At 43.3% G+C, this 16215-nt stretch carries 14 protein-coding genes; 11 read left to right on the plus strand and 3 right to left on the minus strand.

Annotated features, from left to right (window positions below):
* Nucleotides 1–40: 40 nt before the first annotated feature.
* The 4 genes from C5Z25_RS10545 (at nt 41) to C5Z25_RS10560 (ending at nt 5090) form a co-directional block, all read left to right on the plus strand.
* Nucleotides 41–1666: a malolactic enzyme gene (locus C5Z25_RS10545; RefSeq protein WP_105452550.1), complete on the plus strand. Its 1626-nt coding sequence runs from the start codon at nt 41–43 to the stop codon at nt 1664–1666.
* Nucleotides 1667–1729: 63 nt separating this feature from the next.
* Nucleotides 1730–2701 carry an AEC family transporter gene (locus C5Z25_RS10550; protein WP_105452551.1) on the plus strand — a complete coding sequence of 324 codons (972 nt, stop codon included), beginning with the start codon at nt 1730–1732 and terminating at the stop codon, nt 2699–2701.
* 235 nt (nt 2702–2936) lie between these two features.
* Nucleotides 2937–4361, plus strand: a complete 1425-nt coding sequence (locus C5Z25_RS10555; protein ID WP_105452552.1) for an amino acid permease — start codon at nt 2937–2939, stop codon at nt 4359–4361.
* A 141-nt stretch (nt 4362–4502) separates the two neighbouring features.
* Complete coding sequence (locus C5Z25_RS10560) at nt 4503–5090, plus strand: ECF transporter S component (protein ID WP_105452553.1); 588 nt, start codon at nt 4503–4505, stop codon at nt 5088–5090.
* An 80-nt stretch (nt 5091–5170) separates the two neighbouring features.
* Here the strand turns inward: C5Z25_RS10560 and C5Z25_RS12585 are convergent, their stop codons facing one another.
* Nucleotides 5171–5344 carry a hypothetical protein gene (locus C5Z25_RS12585; RefSeq protein WP_199774908.1) on the minus strand — a complete coding sequence of 58 codons (174 nt, stop codon included), beginning with the start codon at nt 5342–5344 and terminating at the stop codon, nt 5171–5173.
* A gap of 202 nt (nt 5345–5546) precedes the next feature.
* Here C5Z25_RS12585 and C5Z25_RS10565 point away from each other — a divergent pair, with 202 nt between their 5' ends.
* The 4 genes from C5Z25_RS10565 (at nt 5547) to cydC (ending at nt 11532) form a co-directional block, all read left to right on the plus strand.
* Complete coding sequence (locus C5Z25_RS10565) at nt 5547–6986, plus strand: cytochrome ubiquinol oxidase subunit I (protein ID WP_105452554.1); 1440 nt, start codon at nt 5547–5549, stop codon at nt 6984–6986.
* Complete coding sequence (cydB, locus tag C5Z25_RS10570) at nt 6979–7974, plus strand: cytochrome d ubiquinol oxidase subunit II (protein ID WP_105452555.1); 996 nt, start codon at nt 6979–6981, stop codon at nt 7972–7974. The genes C5Z25_RS10565 and cydB overlap by 8 nt, the downstream gene beginning before the upstream one ends.
* A 79-nt stretch (nt 7975–8053) precedes the next feature.
* A complete protein-coding gene (gene cydD / locus C5Z25_RS10575; protein WP_105452556.1) occupies nt 8054–9790 on the plus strand; it encodes a thiol reductant ABC exporter subunit CydD in 1737 nt (578 codons plus the stop codon).
* Nucleotides 9787–11532, plus strand: a complete 1746-nt coding sequence (gene cydC / locus C5Z25_RS10580) for a thiol reductant ABC exporter subunit CydC (protein WP_105452557.1) — start codon at nt 9787–9789, stop codon at nt 11530–11532. Before cydD ends, cydC begins: the two co-directional genes overlap by 4 nt.
* Before the next feature lie 92 nt (nt 11533–11624).
* Here the strand turns inward: cydC and C5Z25_RS10585 are convergent, their stop codons facing one another.
* The gene (locus C5Z25_RS10585) at nt 11625–12602 is read right to left on the minus strand and encodes a polyprenyl synthetase family protein (protein WP_105452558.1); all 978 of its coding nucleotides are present in this window, start codon (nt 12600–12602) and stop codon (nt 11625–11627) included.
* 123 nt (nt 12603–12725) lie between these two features.
* On the opposite strand from C5Z25_RS10585, the gene C5Z25_RS10590 reads away from it, so the two are divergent.
* Nucleotides 12726–13637, plus strand: a complete 912-nt coding sequence (locus C5Z25_RS10590) for a 1,4-dihydroxy-2-naphthoate polyprenyltransferase (RefSeq protein ID WP_105452559.1) — start codon at nt 12726–12728, stop codon at nt 13635–13637.
* Nucleotides 13638–13702: 65 nt separating this feature from the next.
* On the opposite strand, the gene C5Z25_RS10595 is transcribed toward C5Z25_RS10590, so the two are convergent.
* Nucleotides 13703–14677 (minus strand): Gfo/Idh/MocA family protein, encoded by a 975-nt coding sequence (locus C5Z25_RS10595; RefSeq protein WP_105452560.1) that lies wholly within the window; start codon nt 14675–14677, stop codon nt 13703–13705.
* A gap of 202 nt (nt 14678–14879) precedes the next feature.
* Here C5Z25_RS10595 and C5Z25_RS10600 point away from each other — a divergent pair, with 202 nt between their 5' ends.
* Nucleotides 14880–15521 carry a glycoside hydrolase family 73 protein gene (locus C5Z25_RS10600; RefSeq protein ID WP_105452561.1) on the plus strand — a complete coding sequence of 214 codons (642 nt, stop codon included), beginning with the start codon at nt 14880–14882 and terminating at the stop codon, nt 15519–15521.
* Nucleotides 15522–15565: 44 nt separating this feature from the next.
* On the plus strand, nt 15566–16147 hold the full coding sequence (locus tag C5Z25_RS10605) for a xanthine phosphoribosyltransferase (RefSeq protein WP_105448066.1): 582 nt from the start codon (nt 15566–15568) through the stop codon (nt 16145–16147).
* The last annotated feature ends 68 nt before the right edge of the window (nt 16148–16215 follow it).

Consider the following 16215-nt stretch of genomic DNA (forward strand, 5'->3'; position numbering starts at 1 on the left):
ATTATTTGTAAATTGAAATAACGAATTGGAGGAATTAAATATGACTCAAGCAGATACAATTTTAAACAATCCATTTTTAAATAAAGGGACTGCCTTTACGAAAGCAGAACGTCAAGCGTTAGGCTTAACTGGGACGCTCCCAAGTCAAGTTCAAACGATTGATGAACAAACCACGCAAGCTTACGCACAATTCCAGAGCAAAGCAACCCGGTTAGAAAAACGGATTTTCTTAATGAATTTATTCAATGAAAACCGGACCTTGTTCTTCCATTTGATGGATGAACATGTGGTTGAATTTATGCCAATCGTTTATGATCCAGTGGTTGCTGATTCGATCGAACAATACAACGAATTATTCTTGGATCCACAAAATGCGGCCTTTGTTTCAGTTGATGCGCCCGAAGATGTGGAAGCAACTTTGAAGAATGCGGCTAGTGGTCGTGATATTCGCTTGGTTGTTGTGACCGATGCTGAAGGAATTCTTGGCATGGGTGATTGGGGTGTCAACGGGGTTGATATTGCTGTTGGTAAGTTGATGGTTTATACGGCTGCTGCTGGTATTGACCCATCACAAGTATTGCCCGTTAGCATTGATGCTGGGACAAACAACCAGAAATTACTCGATGATCCATTGTACTTAGGCAATCGTCACAAACGGGTTTATGGCGATCAATATTATGATGTCATTGATAAGTTTGTTGAAGCTGAACAAAAATTATTCCCAGAATCATTATTACATTGGGAAGACTTTGGCCGTTCAAATGCCCAAGTTATCTTGGACAAGTACAAGGACCAAATCGCCACGTTCAATGATGATATTCAAGGGACTGGGATGGTTGTTTTAGCTGGGATTTTAGGTGCTTTGAACATTTCTAAGGAAAGTATCAAAGATCAAAAGATTTTATCATTTGGTTCAGGGACGGCCGGCATGGGAATTGCCAACCAAATCATGGACGAATTGATGCAAGCTGGGTTAACCGAAGCCGAAGCCAAACAACATTTCTATGCCGTTGACCAACAAGGCTTGTTATTTGACGATACGGATGACCTAACTCCTGCCCAAAAAGATTTCACACGTCAACGTAGTGAATTTAGTAACGCTGATGAATTAACGAACTTAGAGGCTGTTGTTAAAGCTGTTCATCCAACCGTGATGATTGGGACTTCAACGCAACCAGGGGCCTTTACTGAAAGTATTGTGAAGGAAATGGCTGCGCATACAGAACGACCAATCATCTTCCCATTATCTAACCCAACTAAGTTAGCTGAAGCTAAGGCTGAAGATTTAATCAAATGGACCGATGGTCGTGCTTTGATCGCGACTGGGATTCCAGCTGACGATGTTGAATACAAGGGTGTAACTTACCAAATTGGTCAAGGAAATAATGCCCTAATGTACCCTGGTTTAGGCTTTGGGTTGATTGCTTCAACTGCTAAGGTCTTAAACAGTGCAACGTTATCTGCAGCTTGCCATGCCTTAGGCGGTATTGTTGATACTGACAAGCCTGGTGCTGCTGTATTACCACCAGTTTCAAAAATCACGTCATTTTCACAAAAATTAGCTGAAGTTGTGGCACAAAGTGTCATTGATCAAAAGCTTAATAAAGAACCAATTGCGAGTGCCAAGCAAGCTGTTGCTGACATGAAGTGGGTTCCAGAATATTAATTAACGTGGTTTGCATAAGAGAGCGTATTAATTAAAAAAAGTAGGAAGTGGGAATAAAAACTCATGGTTGTTTTATGGAATTCAATTCAAAGTGTGCTAGTCGTTGTTCTAATTATGGTTTTAGGTTACGTGTTACGGCGGACCGGTTGGTTCTCAGATAGTTTTGCCGGCAACATTTCTAAATTCATTAAGAATATCGCGCTACCAGCGTCAATTTTCGTCTCAGTCCTTAGTCGGTTAACCCGGGGCCAGTTAGGTTCATTTTCGGGATATTTAGCCTATGCCTTCTTAGCGGTGATCATTGGTTATCTAATTGCCTTTGCCCTAGTTAAAATTATGCGGGTTCGACCTGGACGCAAGGGGATTTTCATTAATGCGATTGTCAACGCCAATACAATCTTCATTGGGTTACCATTGAATATTGCCTTGTTCGGTGAGAATAGTATGACTTACTTCTTAGTTTATTATATTGTGAACACCGTTTCGACTTGGGCTTTCGGGGTCTTCTTGATTTCGAATGATGATCCAACTAAGTCTAAGGAAAAGACCCACAATAAGATCGACTGGAAGAAAGTTATCCCAATGCCACTAGTTGGGTTCTTGGTTGCCTTGGTCTTCTTACTACTCAATATCCCAGTATTAAAGGTGTCATTTATTAATTCAACTTTAACTTACGTGGGTAACTTAGTAACGCCATTATCCTTAATCTATATTGGGATTGTCTTGGCAGATGCTGGGTTAAAGAGTATTCACTTTGATCGTGATACGATTGTTGCTTTAATTGGTCGTTTCGTCTTATCACCAATCGTGATGATTTTAGTTATCATGGTTGCGGGTAATATTGGGGCAAGCTTCCCAACGATGGCCTCACAAACATTGATTGTTCAATCCGCAACACCAATGCTTGCGGTCTTGCCAATCTTAGCTAATGAAGCACATGGGGATGTCGAATACGCGACTAACATTGTTACAACTAGTACCGTATTGTTCATTGTTGTTGTGCCAATCTTGATGTCTTTAATTCAATTTATCTAGTATTAAAAAATAATGAAAGAGCAGTCGCTATTAATTAGCGATTGCTCTTTTTTTACTTTAATTTGTGAAAGACTGAAAATTGGTGATAATGACTAAAAGCTTTAAAACCGTGACTCGTCCTGATTCTAACTGCCTATTAGTTTAAATTGTACTGAATTCACTTGACTATTCATGTGAAAATCAATAAAATGAACAACGTTACATTAATAAGAATTTAATTAGGAGGCAACACTAAATGCGAGCGTCACAACGATTATTGGTTAAAAAATCAGTTAATCCGGCCAACTTCAATAAGGGCGGCCTAGCTAAAACGTTAAATGCTTTTAGTCTAACGATGATGGGAATCGGTGCGATTGTCGGATCGGGTATTTTTATCACGCCGGGGATTATTGCGGCGAAGTATGCCGGACCGGCTGCGATGCTATCATTTGTGATTGCCGCAGTGGTCTGTTCCTTAGCAGCGTTATGCTATGCGGAATTTTCGTCAACTATTCCATTAGCGGGGAGTGCTTATACTTATGTTTATACGGTTTTTGGTGAATTTCTAGCGTGGATTTTAGGCTGGTCATTAATTTCGGAATATTTATTTGCGGTTTCTTCGGTGGCAGTTAGTTGGTCATCGTATTTTCAAAACTTATTAAGTGGTTTTGGCATTAAACTTCCCACGTTCTTATCTGCGGCGATTGGGACGGCTGGCGTTAAGCATGCTGGTTTTAACCTGATTGCTTTTGTGGTCGTCTTAGCAATTTCATTGTTGTTGGTTGGTGGCTTACAAGAATCGACCCGAGTTAATTCAATTATGGTTATTGTTAAAATTCTAGTCATTGTCTTATTTATTGGCGTCGCGATTTTCTTTATTCGCCCAGCAAATTATCACCCATTTATGCCACATGGCGTGCATGGTTTAGTTAAGGGGGCCTCATTGGCTTTTTATGCTTATATCGGCTTTGATGCCGTTTCAACAGCTTCTGAAGAGGTTAAAAATCCGAAACGTGATATGCCAATTGGCATTATTGGGTCGTTAGTGGTTGCATCAATCTTATATGTGGCGATGGCCGCGGTTTTAGTTGGTGTCGTTCATTATACGAAGTTAAACGTTGGCGATCCAGTGGCGTATGCGTTGAATATCATTCATCAGAATTGGGCTGCTGGGATTGTGTCGCTTGGAGCCGTTGTTGGTATGACAACTGTATTAATTGTGATGCTTTATGGTGGCACTCGTTTGCTATTTGCGATTAGTCGCGATGGGTTATTGCCTAAGGCGTTCAGGACTTTGAATCCACGAACGAAAGTACCTGTCAAAAGTACTTGGATTTTTGGTCTCATTGCTAGTATTTTTGCGGCTATTATTCCATTAGATAAAATTGCAGAATTAGTTAATATCGGGACCTTGTTTGCGTTTGCCATGGTTTCAATTGGGGTTATTTTCTTACGAAAACATGAAACTTTGCAACAAATCAATAGTTCGTTTAAGGTACCTTTTTACCCAGTATTGCCAATTGTATCATTTTTGGCCTGTATCTATTTAATGCTTAATTTACAAGCCTTTACGTGGAAGATGTTCGGTATTTGGCTGACAATTGGCCTAATAATTTACTTTACGTATAGTTTTCGGCATTCTAAGCTACGGGCTGATTTACGCGCTAAAGAGGCTAAATAATTGGTGTTGGTGACTTGATTTTAAGGCTGGGCGTTTGGGATAAAATCCAAGCGCCTTTTGGCCATGTGGTCGTTTTTGGGCAGGCACCCATGCTATAATTAGGATGATTAAAAATTGTGAAGTAGGGTTGAGGTGGCGTAGATGAAACAACGTTCAAACGCTTATCATATTAGTGTACTAGCGGTGTTGATTGCAATTGTTATTATTCAAAATATCGTCCCTTTTTTTGGTTATATTCCAATTATGGGATTAAGTTTAACGACGATTCATGTTACGGTCATAATTGCTGCCGTCGTCTTGGGACCGCGTGATGGCGCCATTATTGGCGGTGCTTGGGGCTTGCTGGATTGGATACGGGCATTTGTGGCACCGACTAGTCCGTTGGCACCTCTGGTATTTACAAATCCGTTAGTGTCAGTATTGCCCCGGATTCTGATTGGGGTCGTTGCTGGGTGGGTCTTTATCTGGTTTCGTCGTCGGCAAAAAACAACATTAGGGTTAACCCTAGCAGGGATTACGGGGGCTTTAACAAATACGCTATTAGTATTGGGGTTAATCGGCCTTTTATATCGGCAACAAGCAGCTGGCTTCTACCAAGTGGATCTTTCTAAGCTAATGCCATATTTATTAACGATTGTTGGGACTAATGGCGTACCGGAAGCTATTTTGGCGGGAATCTTAACGCCATTAATTGGATTACCGTTGTTGCGATTCCGCCATGCAGACTAGTTGGTTCTACAAGTTAATTAGTTATCTAAAAAAACCAGTTAGAAGTCGCGTGACTTCTAACTGGTTTTTGCTGGTTACGCCTAGACCGGTCGCACTTTTTTCTGACTAATAATAACTTTATCATGATATTTATCTGTGATGTCTGGATCAGTACTGGTGAAGGTAATTAAATAGGCGTTCGTGTAGGCCTTCGCAATTTCACCAGTGTAGGGGTTACCATCTAAGCTAAAGGTGACTTTGGTTCCAATTTCCATCAAACCGCACCTTTTTTCTGAGTCTGTCGTTAATATAGCATGGTGGTTAATAATGTCAACCGGCACAGCTAAAAAAGCTGATTTTAAAAATAAAAGTTAAGATTGTTTGAATTTTCACTTATCACTTGCTATGATAAAGGCGAAGTTATTGGTTCCGCTTACTTTTTGGAACCTAAATAGTCGCATTAAAGGGGGGACCACCATGAATTTAGGATTGAGTATTCTATCCTTAGCTCGTTTTCAGTTTGCGATGACGACGGTATTCCATTTTTTCTTTGTGCCATTATCGATTGGGTTAGCTTTAATCGTTGCCATTATGGAAACAATTTACGTCGTTAAAAAGGATGAATTATATAAACATATGGCGCAATTCTGGGGACGAATCTTTTTACTTAGCTTTGCCGTTGGCGTTGTTACTGGGATTATTCAAGAATTTCAATTTGGCATGAATTGGTCAGATTATTCACGGTTTATGGGTGATATTTTTGGCGCACCATTGGCAATCGAAGCGCTGGTTGCGTTCTTTATGGAGTCAACATTTATTGGTCTGTGGATGTTTGGTTGGGATCGATTCAATGCGGGGATTCATTGTGCATTCATTTGGCTAACGGCCATTGGGACGATGATTTCAGCAATGTGGATTTTAGCTGCGAATAGTTTTATGCAAAATCCGGTTGGTTTTATGATTAATGCCAAAACGGGACGGGCTCAAATGACGAGTTTTTCAGCGGTTATTAAAAATCCACAATTATGGTATGAATTACCCCATGTGTTGTTTGGGGCTTTCGTAACCGGTGCCTTTGTTGTGGCGGGGATGGCCGCGTTTGGCTTGCTCAAAAAACGCAACGTTCAGTTCTTCCGCAAATCCATCACGATTAGTTTACTTGTTGGCCTGATTGCGACCATTGGGGTCGTTGGTATGGGCGATTTGCAAACTCGTTACATTATTAAAGAACAGCCGATGAAGTTTGCAGCGACTGAAGGCTTGTATAAGGATTCAGGATCACCGGCACCTTGGGCGATTATCGAGGGTTTAGACACCAAAAATCATCAAGCTAAATGGTCGATTGAAGTGCCATATGTTTTAGATATCTTGAGCTATCATAAGTTAAGCGGAAATGTAAAGGGTCAAAACCGGTTGAATAAAGAATTACATGCTAAGTATGATCATAAATTTGGTAAAAGCATGAATTACTATGTGCCGGCCAAAACCTTATTCTGGAGTTTCCGGGTCATGGCAGTGTCTGGCGGACTATTTGCATTAATTGCGATTGTTGGCTTATTCTTTAATCGTGCCAGCTCAACGTTAATTGAACGGCAGCGGTGGTTCTTATGGGTCTTAGGAGTCTGTACATTCTTACCATTTGCCGCGAATACGGCGGGATGGTTCATTACTGAATTAGGCCGTTATCCATGGGTTGTTTATGGGTTGTTAACGATTGCGGATGCGGTCTCACCAAATGTGAGTGTGGCATCGCTATTGATTTCAAATATTATTTACTTCTGCTTATTCAGTGGCTTAGGGGTCGTCATGATTGTCTTATCACGGCGGACGTTACGTCAGGGTCCGGATGATTTGTTGCAAGCGGCCGATGATGCACCATATGATCCATACGGCAAGGGGGCCTTCAGTCATGAGTAACTTACAATTCTTATGGTTTGTGTTAGTTGGCGTTTTATTTAGTGGGTTCTTCTTCTTAGAAGGATTTGACTTTGGGGTTGGGATGACGATTAAGAGTTTAGCCCAAACACGGCAAGAACGGGATGTCGTGATTCATACGATTGGTCCACACTGGGATGCTAACGAAGTCTGGTTGATCACTGCTGGTGGTGCCATGTTTGCGTCGTTTCCAATGTGGTATGCGTCATTGTTTTCTGGCTTTTATTTAATTCTGTTATTTATTCTGGTGGCCTTAATTATGCGTGGCGTCTCCTTTGAATTTCGGAGTCGGATGGCAACTGTTGCTGGCCGCAACTTTTGGGAATGGGCAGCCGCCATCGGCAGTTTTTGTGCCGCATTCTTGTTTGGCATGATGTTTACCGCACTTGTCAAAGGAATGCCCATTGATGCTAATGGCAATCTCACCGCCCACTTTACGGATTACGTCAATCCGTTTACGTTAGTTGGTGGGGTGGCAGTGACCTTGCTGTGCTACTTACACGGCTTAAATTTTATTCGACTAAAGACGACAGGCACTTTACGGCAGCGAGCGCTTCAGTGGGCTAAGCCCCTTTATTGGGTCTTGTTTGCTGGTGAGGTCTTGTTTGCAGTCTTACTTTATTTCAATACCGACTTCTTCGCGAAACGGCCGGTGTCAACATTGATTTTAGTAGTTGTCTTAGTAGCGTTGACGGTCTTAGCGACGTGGGGGGTATACGGCAATCACGAATGGCTGTCATTTATCGGCAGTGGGTTATCATTGATTGATGTCGTGGTCTTATTGTTTAATGGCCTGTTCCCTCGGGTGATGGTTGCTAACAATGCGGCTCATAGCATTCTGATTAAAAATGCGTCGAACTCACCGTATACGCTGCATGTGATGACGATCATTACCTTAACGGTGTTACCGATTATGCTAGCTTACTTTATCTGGAGTTATTGGGTATTTTATAAACGCTTAGCATCGTAAAAGTGGTTTGAATCAGATCGTGACTTAGTAATGAATAAGTCACGATCTTTTGTGATTTGTAAGTGAGGAGGGATGGTCAATGTTTGATCCAGCACTATTTAAGCTCCCAGGCATGCGCCGACTTGCCGTGTTATTGACGGTGTTAGCGTTGCTTGAGGGCGTCTGTATTATCATTCAGGCACAGTTTTTGGCGGTGGCGATTGTGGGCCTGTGGCAGCGCCAAGTGTTGACAATCGTCTTACAACCGATGCTGATTTTTGCTATTGCCTGGGTGGGCCGGCAATTGTTAGTGGTCATTAAGAATCATTTAATGTATCCACTGGTTGCCAAGACGACCGGTGATTTACGGCGTCAGGTCATGCAAAAGCTTTATCGCTTAGGCCCAAGCTATGTTGCTAAAATGGGTACGGGTAATGTGGTGACGACTGCCTTAGAGGGGATTGATAAAGTCCAGACGTATTTAATGTTGGTCGTTATTAAAGTGATTGATATGATGGTGATTCCCTGGGTGATTTTAATTTATATCGCCTTTTTACGCTGGCGGGAAGCTTTGTTTTTATTGGCTATTTTTCCATTAATTATTTTATTTATGATTATTCTCGGGTATGCGGCCCAGGCTAAAGCAGACCGCCAATATGCAGGTTATCAACGATTATCCAATCATTTTGTTGATACGTTACGAGGGCTACCGACGTTAAAACAGCTGGGCTTGAGTAAACGCTATGCCAAGAATGTGTATCAGGTAAGTGAAAGCTATCGCAAGCAAACGTTGGCGGTCATTAAGGTGGCCATGTTATCGACGTTTGCCTTGGATTTTTTCACGACGTTATCAATTGCAGTGGTCGCCGTCTTTTTAGGCTTTGGCTTAATCAATGGCACGATTACCTTATTGCCGGCGCTAGTGATCTTAGTGTTAGCACCAGATTATTTTTTGCCCCTGCGAACGTTCGCTAATGACTATCATGCGACGTTAAATGGTAAGAATGCGCTTACCGCCGTTAAGACAATGCTAGCATTACCGTTACCGACGCAACAAGCCCAACTGGGCACGACGCCACTAACTTGGCAAGCAGATAGTACGTTAAGTTTGAAAGCTGTCAATTTTGGGTACACGACTGATCAGTTAACTCTAACGAATCTCGATTTTACGGCTAAAGGTTATCAGCGGATTGGGATTATTGGGGCTTCAGGTTCTGGCAAGTCGACCTTGATTAAATTATTAGGCGGCTTTTTGACGCCTACCCCGAACCAAGGGACCTTGACAGTCAATGGGCAACCGATTCCACATCTTGATCAGACCGCTTGGCAACAAAGTTTTTTCTATATTCCACAAAACCCGTATTTGTTCCATGCGACTGTGGCTGAAAACATCGCTTTTTATCAACCACAGGCGACGCCGAGCGCAATCGCCCAAGCTGCTGAGCGAGCAGGCTTAACTACCTGGTTACAGACCTTGCCAGCGGGGGTGAACACGCCAATTGGGGAAGGTGCACGGGGCGTCAGTGGCGGTCAAGCCCAACGGATTGCGTTGGCTCGGGCATTCTTAGATGATTCACGGAAGATTTTATTATTTGATGAACCGACAGCGCATTTAGATATCGAAACTGAAGCCGCCTTAAAACAAACGATTTTGCCAGTATTTGATCAACATTTAGTCTTTTTTGCAACGCATCGGTTACATTGGTTAAATCAAATGGATTATGTCTTGGTCTTGTCACATGGTCGTATTGTTGAACAAGGGGTGCCAGCGCAGTTAGCAACACACACCGGACCGTATCAACGATTGTGGACCGAAATGGGAGGTGCGACCGAATGAAAAACTTTTTTACCACATTTCAACATGACACTTGGGTGATGCCGTACCTCCGGAAATATAAAAAATTACTAGCATTAACACTCTTTTTAGGCTTGATGACCTTTTTCTGTGGCTCGGCATTGATGTTTAATTCAGGCTATTTAATTAGTCGTGCGGCACAACGACCGGAAAATATTTTATTGATTTATGTCCCGATTGTCTTGACTAGAGCCTTCGGGATTGGTCGGCCAGCTTTTCGGTATGCGGAACGCATTACGAGCCATAACTGGGTTTTAAGAATTGTCTCGGATTTTCGTAAGAAACTTTATCAAGCAGTGGCTAAACAAGCTGTCGCCATTCGCCAAAATTTTCAAACCGGGGATGTCTTAAGTTTGTTGGCCGATGATATCGATCATATTGAAAATCTTTACTTGCGGACGGTTTTTCCGACGGTCATTGCGTGGACCATGTACGTGATAATTATCCTTGCGCTGGGCTACTTTAGCTGGTGGTTTGGGTTATTGATGTTAGTCTTACTAGGGTTAATCGTAGTGGTGATGCCTTTGTGGTCCGTCTTGATCAATGGCGCCCGGGAAACCAAAAGTCGTAAAGTTCAACAACAATTTTATACACAACTGACAGATTCGGTGATGGGGTTAAGCGACTGGGTGATTGCTGGGCGCCAAGCAGATTTTAATGCGCAGCAAACAGCGCCAATCGAGCAAATAGAAACGCTTCGGCAAGCGGATCATCAATTTCAATGGTGGCGTGATTTTACCATTCAATTATTGTTTGGTGTCATTTGCTTGGCCTTATTAGGGTGGAGTAGCTTGTATTGGACAACTAATGCGGCTAGCGTTAACTGGATTGCTGCTTTTGTGTTATCAGTCTTTCCATTAGTTGATGCGTTTCAGTCAGTTAGTCAAGGTGTCAGCGAATGGCCCAGCTATCAACGATCGATTCAGCGTGTTAATCAGCTGGATACGACGCCAACAGATGAGTCGCAACAAACGCAACTCACTGAACCATTCCAAACACTGCAGGTGGTCCAACTTGATTTTCAATATGACGCTACTCAACCGGCTATTTTTAACCATTTAGATTTAACGTTGCAGGCCGGTGAAAAAGTGGCCTTACTGGGGCCTTCTGGTACTGGAAAGAGCACGTTACTTAAGCTGATTTTAGGTGATTTAACACCCAGTGCTGGGACTATCCAGTTAAATGATGTGCCGATTAGTCGCCTGCAAACATCGCGGGCCGCTTTGTTTGGCGTCTTAGACCAGCAGCCCTATCTGTTCAATACGAGTATTCTAAATAATGTGCGCATGGGGAATTTGCAGGCCACGGATGCGGCCGTTAAAGCGGCATTGGTTGCAGTGGAATTAGGACCATTAATCGATGCGTTACCAGCGGGAATGGCGACGCTAGTAGAAGAAGGCGGGACCCGGTTTTCTGGCGGTGAACGCCAACGGATAGCCCTGGCGCGTATCCTATTGCAAGATGCACCGATTATCATTTTGGATGAACCCACAGTTAGCCTAGATCCAATTACAGAAGCACACTTGTTAGCTACTATTTTTCGGGTGTTACAAGATAAAACCATTCTCTGGGTGACCCATCATTTAGCCGGAATTGATTATGTCGATCAAGTGCGCTTTTTAGAAGCCGGGCAGTTCGATATGGCGGGGACACCTGCTGAATTATACGCAACAGCGCCGCGGTTTAAACGGTTGTATGATTTAGATCATGGTCGTGATGCTTGATGTCAATTAGGTCAAAAAAATAAATGCTGCAAGAATTTATTAAGATTCTTGCAACATTTATTTTTTAGTCAAGTCACCTTTTAAGCATCGGATTAATGGTTGCGAACTAACAATTGAGTCACAAGGTGTTGGAGCGCTTGTTGACTGCTGCCGGCGGGTAAGCGATTAATCAAGCTTAAGGCTTGCTGTGTATAGGTGGTAGCCAATTGTTGGGTCTGCGTGACCCCACCTAAGGCAATCACTTGATCGCGAATCGCAATCAGGTCCTGATTGGTTGGGTGACTGCCTGGCATGGGAAGTTGTTGTGCCAAGCTAGGGTCACGTTGTAAGGCATAGATTAAAGGTAAGGAATAGACGCCTACCTTTAAATCAGCCAAGACCGGTTTATGGGTTAGGGCTTCATCACCGGTGTAGTCCAGAATATCGTCTAACATTTGATAGGCTAACCCTAGTTGTTGACCGATTTGTTGTGCCAAGGTTTCCACAGCAGCTGATGCCAAAGCTAGATGTGCGCCTTGCTGACAACTGAGGCTAAATAAGCGGGCCGTTTTACCTGCGATGACTTGTAAGTATTCATTAAGCGTAGTGGTCGGTTGAAAGTTATGGGCCATTTGATCTAGCTCACCTTGTAACACCGCCCGCATGGCAGCGGTGTTGCGCTTCACATCAGCTGGGGTACGGGCAGATAAGACGACTTGGTCGAAGTAACACGTGAATAAGAGATCGCCCGCATAAATAGCATTGCGTTGCCCGTAATCTTGGTGAATGGTCGTAATTTGTCGGCGCTTAGGGGCTTCATCAATGACGTCATCATGAATTAAGGTGGCGACATGTAAAAGCTCCATCGCCGCTGCGCCTGCTTGTAACCGGACTGGATCTTGATCAGCGCCAAATTGGCTGAATATATAAAAGAATCCTGGGCGTAAAAATTTACCGCCAGCGGCTAATAGCGTGTGCACTCGGTCATTGATGGCCGCATTATCAATCTGCACATTTGCCAGTAAATAAGGTTTTAGCGCTGTTAATTGGTCGTGAATTTGAGTATTGGACCGCCAAATATTTTGAATCATGCACCGTCACTCCATACGGGTGGGCTGAATCAACCCTTGCAGCCCCACCTATTCTAAAATACAATCTATATTAAAGGTACAAATAACTGGAAACGTTGTCAAATAAAAGGGGGAGGCATTTTCTTGAAACCGAAAGTTTTTCTGGAATTTGTGGAGATTAAGTCGTTGATTGCTAGCGTTTTACCATTTGTTTTAGGCAGTTTGTACGCAAGCTATAACTATCATCAATTTCATTTGGGCTATCTGAGTTTGTTCTTTGTGGCATCTTCGTTATTCCATATGGCGACCAATGCCAATGATAACTATCAAGATTTTATTCATGCGCCACGTAATGCGGATAATCAGGACTTTTTGGAAGCGACTAATGTCGTCGGGGTGCATCAAATTTCGATTCGCCAGGCGCGCACTGTGACCTTTGGCTTGGCAGGGTTATCATTACTTTTGGGCCTGTGGTTAGTGACTAAGACGGGGTGGCCGCTATTGTGGATGGGCCTTTACTCATATGCTGTCGGGTATTTTTATGCGGGCGGTCCCAAGCCAATTTCAACGGGACCGTTTGGCGAATTCTTTTCGGGATTTACCATGGGTTTCATGATTTTTTGGATTGCTGTCTATATAAATACGTTTGATGTGGCCCCGTTGACCTGGGGTGCTAGTCTGAAAGTGTTGGTGGCATCTGGCTTGGCAATTTTTGCCATTGCCAATATTATGCTGGCTAATAATATCTGTGATCAGGCCGAAGACCTAGCCTTGGGCCGACATACGATTTTGTATTATCTAGGTAAGCCAGTGATGCTACAAGTCTTTGCCTGGAGTTATGTCGCTGGGTATGGGTGCTTAGTCGGCGCGGTTTGGCTGGGTGTTTTACCGCCGTTAAGCTTGCTGACCTTACTCAGTGCTATCCCAGTTTTCAAAAATACCCGTGTCTTTATGCAAAAACAAGTCAAACGGGAAACGTTTAGCTTAGCCATCAAAAATGCAACATTAATTTGTTTATCGTTTATTGTTTTCATGGGAATTGGGCTAATCGTTTAACGTCAAAACGCCATAACTTAGGCCTGCAAACTGTGTCGTGGGCCTAAATTATGGCGTTTTAAACCTTATTTTTCAAAAGGATAGCGATAATCCCATTGATTACGAGCGGCGGTCATGACGGCCATCACATCCGTTGTTTTGGCTAACGTGGTGTTGGCGAGTTCACCGGCAACCGTTTTTTGCATGTCATCAATTTCATAAGCCATGGCTTGTGCGGTTGTGCCGGCTTTGATGATTTCAGTTGCGCCATTAGCAGCAGTAAACTGCGCTTGATCGGCTCGGGGGTAGGAATCAATCGTGAAAAAGCCATTTTCGTAGGCGACGATGCCTTGTTTGGGCATCTTAGCGCGAAACGTTAAGGCCACCGTTGCGAGTTCATCGTGGGCCGTCCGGAGTGTAATTGTTTCGGCTTCATCCACGCCACTACTGAAGCGATGCATGGTTGTGCCAGTAATCACGGGTGTTGCTGTTAAAAATTCACGGACAAAGGCGAGGGCGTAGACACCAATATCAAGTAAGGCACCACCGGCAAGTTGGGGATTGAAGAACCGGTTAGTCGGATTGGGATCTTTGAAACTACCGAAGCTAGCCTGAACCATTTTTAAAGCGCCTAATTCGCGTTCAACCGCAAAATTATGAAGTTTTTGATACAATGGCATGTGATAAAGGGTCATTGCTTCAGTTAATATCAAGTGATTTTTGGTAGCGAGGGCGGTGGCTTCGGCGAGTTCGGCGCTAGTTAAGGTAATAGCTTTTTCGCTAAGGACGTGTTTGCCGGCTCGTAGCGCTGGTAAAATAGTGTCGATATGATAGTTATGGGGCGTGGCCACGTAAATGATGTCGACTTGGTCATCCGCTAATAATGATGTTAAATCACTGTAAGCTTTAGGAATACCGTGGTCATGCGCAAAGGCCGTGGCTTTGGCTTGCGAACGTGAACAAACGGCGTACAATTCACCATCTGGTTGATCAAAGGCGGCGGCAAATTTGCTTGCAATATTGCCAAGCCCAACAATGGCCCACCGATAAGTTTTTGACATAAAAAAGTCCTCCTTGAAATTTAGGTTTGATCTGTCTCTAGTTTAGCAGGTGGAAAAGTTTTGGCAATCCACTAACCGATATTTTATTTTGTGGTGAAAGTCTGTAGAATAGAGGTAGTTGCTGATACCAGTGGGGTGTCAGTTGAGTGCGTACATAGGTGAGTTAGTTGGCAACAAGTTGCACAACGAAGGGAGCGGATGAATGGCATTCAAAATTAAACGGCGGGCTAAAGGTGATACGGGTGGATTATTAGTCCATCATGGTCAACCGCAATGGTTGAATATTTTCATTTTGATTTGTTTGATTGGCGGGGTTGTCTGGTTAGTTAAAGGCCACCAGTCACAGCCAACTACGACAGCTAAAGCGCAGCCAGCAGTGACGACGCATGCTGGTTTTATCAAAAAGCTTGCACCATCTGCGCAACGCATGCAGAAAAAATACCATGTGCTAGCGAGTATTAGTTTGAGTCAAGCCATTTTAGAATCGGATTGGGGGAAAAGTACCAATGCCACTAAGAATTACAATCTGTTCGGGGTTAAGGCGACGGCTGATGAACCAGGCAAACTAATGATGACCAAAGAATATTATGATGGGGCTTATCATCAGGTTAAGCAGCGATTCCGAGTCTATTCAAGTTGGGATGCGTCAATGGTTGGTCATGCCAAACGACTTGCCAACGGCCCAAGTTGGGATGCTAATCATTATCAGGCGGTGATTCAGGCCAAGGATTATCAGACGGCCGCGCAGGCGTTAGTCACTGCTGGGTACGCAACTGATCCGAATTATGCCCAAAAATTAATTAATATTATTCAAAAATATAACTTACAAAGGTATGATAAGTAGTAAGTGTTTTATAATAAAAAATATCACATCATCAGGAGGACACTATGCAACAGCTTGAACAACGTATTTTACAGGACGGTCGGGTCTTACCTGGCGAAGTGTTAAAAGTGGATGGATTTTTAAATCATCAGGTCGATCCTGACTTAATGTTTGCGATGGGGTCTGAATTTGCGCAGTTATTCCGTGAAATGGGGATCACTAAGATTTTGACAGTTGAATCATCCGGGATTGCGCCCGCCGTGATGACCGGCCTTCAGTTGCATGTGCCCGTGGTCTTTGCACGGAAGCACAAGTCGGTCACGTTAGTTGACGATCTGTTTACAGCCGAGGTCTATTCTTACACTAAAAAAACGTCGAATCATATTTCAATCTCCAAGAAATTTTTAAGTGCAACGGATAAGGTTTTGATTATTGATGATTTCTTGGCAAATGGGCAAGCAGTCCAAGGGCTATTTGATATTTGTGATCAAGCTCAGGCTGCCATTGCCGGGGTTGGGATTGTCATCGAAAAAGTCTTCCAGACTGGGCATCAATTAGTTGAAAAACGGGGCGTCCGCCTAGAATCTTTAGCTCAAATTACCTCTTTTGAAGGTGACCGGGTTCATTTTGCTTCCGAACAAGCATAGGTAAACACGATTAAAACTTGCAAGCAACGCGGGTGAAACGTATGATTATAAGCAGATAAGCTTTTTAA

The sequence above is a fragment of the Lactobacillus sp. CBA3605 genome (assembly GCF_002970915.1).
Classification (GTDB): domain Bacteria; phylum Bacillota; class Bacilli; order Lactobacillales; family Lactobacillaceae; genus Lactiplantibacillus.

Excerpts from the sequence above, each read along its gene's own strand:
- cydB (WP_105452555.1), top strand. The coding sequence starts at position 6,979 with ATGAGTAACTTACAATTCTTATGGTTTGTGTTAGTTGGCGTTTTATTT.
- C5Z25_RS10555 (WP_105452552.1), top strand. The coding sequence starts at position 2,937 with ATGCGAGCGTCACAACGATTATTGGTTAAAAAATCAGTTAATCCGGCC.
- C5Z25_RS10550 (WP_105452551.1), top strand. The coding sequence starts at position 1,730 with ATGGTTGTTTTATGGAATTCAATTCAAAGTGTGCTAGTCGTTGTTCTA.
- cydD (WP_105452556.1), top strand. The coding sequence starts at position 8,054 with ATGTTTGATCCAGCACTATTTAAGCTCCCAGGCATGCGCCGACTTGCC.
- C5Z25_RS10560 (WP_105452553.1), top strand. The coding sequence starts at position 4,503 with ATGAAACAACGTTCAAACGCTTATCATATTAGTGTACTAGCGGTGTTG.
- cydC (WP_105452557.1), top strand. The coding sequence starts at position 9,787 with ATGAAAAACTTTTTTACCACATTTCAACATGACACTTGGGTGATGCCG.
- C5Z25_RS10565 (WP_105452554.1), top strand. The coding sequence starts at position 5,547 with ATGAATTTAGGATTGAGTATTCTATCCTTAGCTCGTTTTCAGTTTGCG.
- C5Z25_RS12585 (WP_199774908.1), bottom strand. The coding sequence starts at position 5,344 with ATGGAAATTGGAACCAAAGTCACCTTTAGCTTAGATGGTAACCCCTAC.
- C5Z25_RS10545 (WP_105452550.1), top strand. The coding sequence starts at position 41 with ATGACTCAAGCAGATACAATTTTAAACAATCCATTTTTAAATAAAGGG.
- C5Z25_RS10585 (WP_105452558.1), bottom strand. The coding sequence starts at position 12,602 with ATGATTCAAAATATTTGGCGGTCCAATACTCAAATTCACGACCAATTA.
- C5Z25_RS10600 (WP_105452561.1), top strand. The coding sequence starts at position 14,880 with ATGGCATTCAAAATTAAACGGCGGGCTAAAGGTGATACGGGTGGATTA.
- C5Z25_RS10605 (WP_105448066.1), top strand. The coding sequence starts at position 15,566 with ATGCAACAGCTTGAACAACGTATTTTACAGGACGGTCGGGTCTTACCT.
- C5Z25_RS10595 (WP_105452560.1), bottom strand. The coding sequence starts at position 14,677 with ATGTCAAAAACTTATCGGTGGGCCATTGTTGGGCTTGGCAATATTGCA.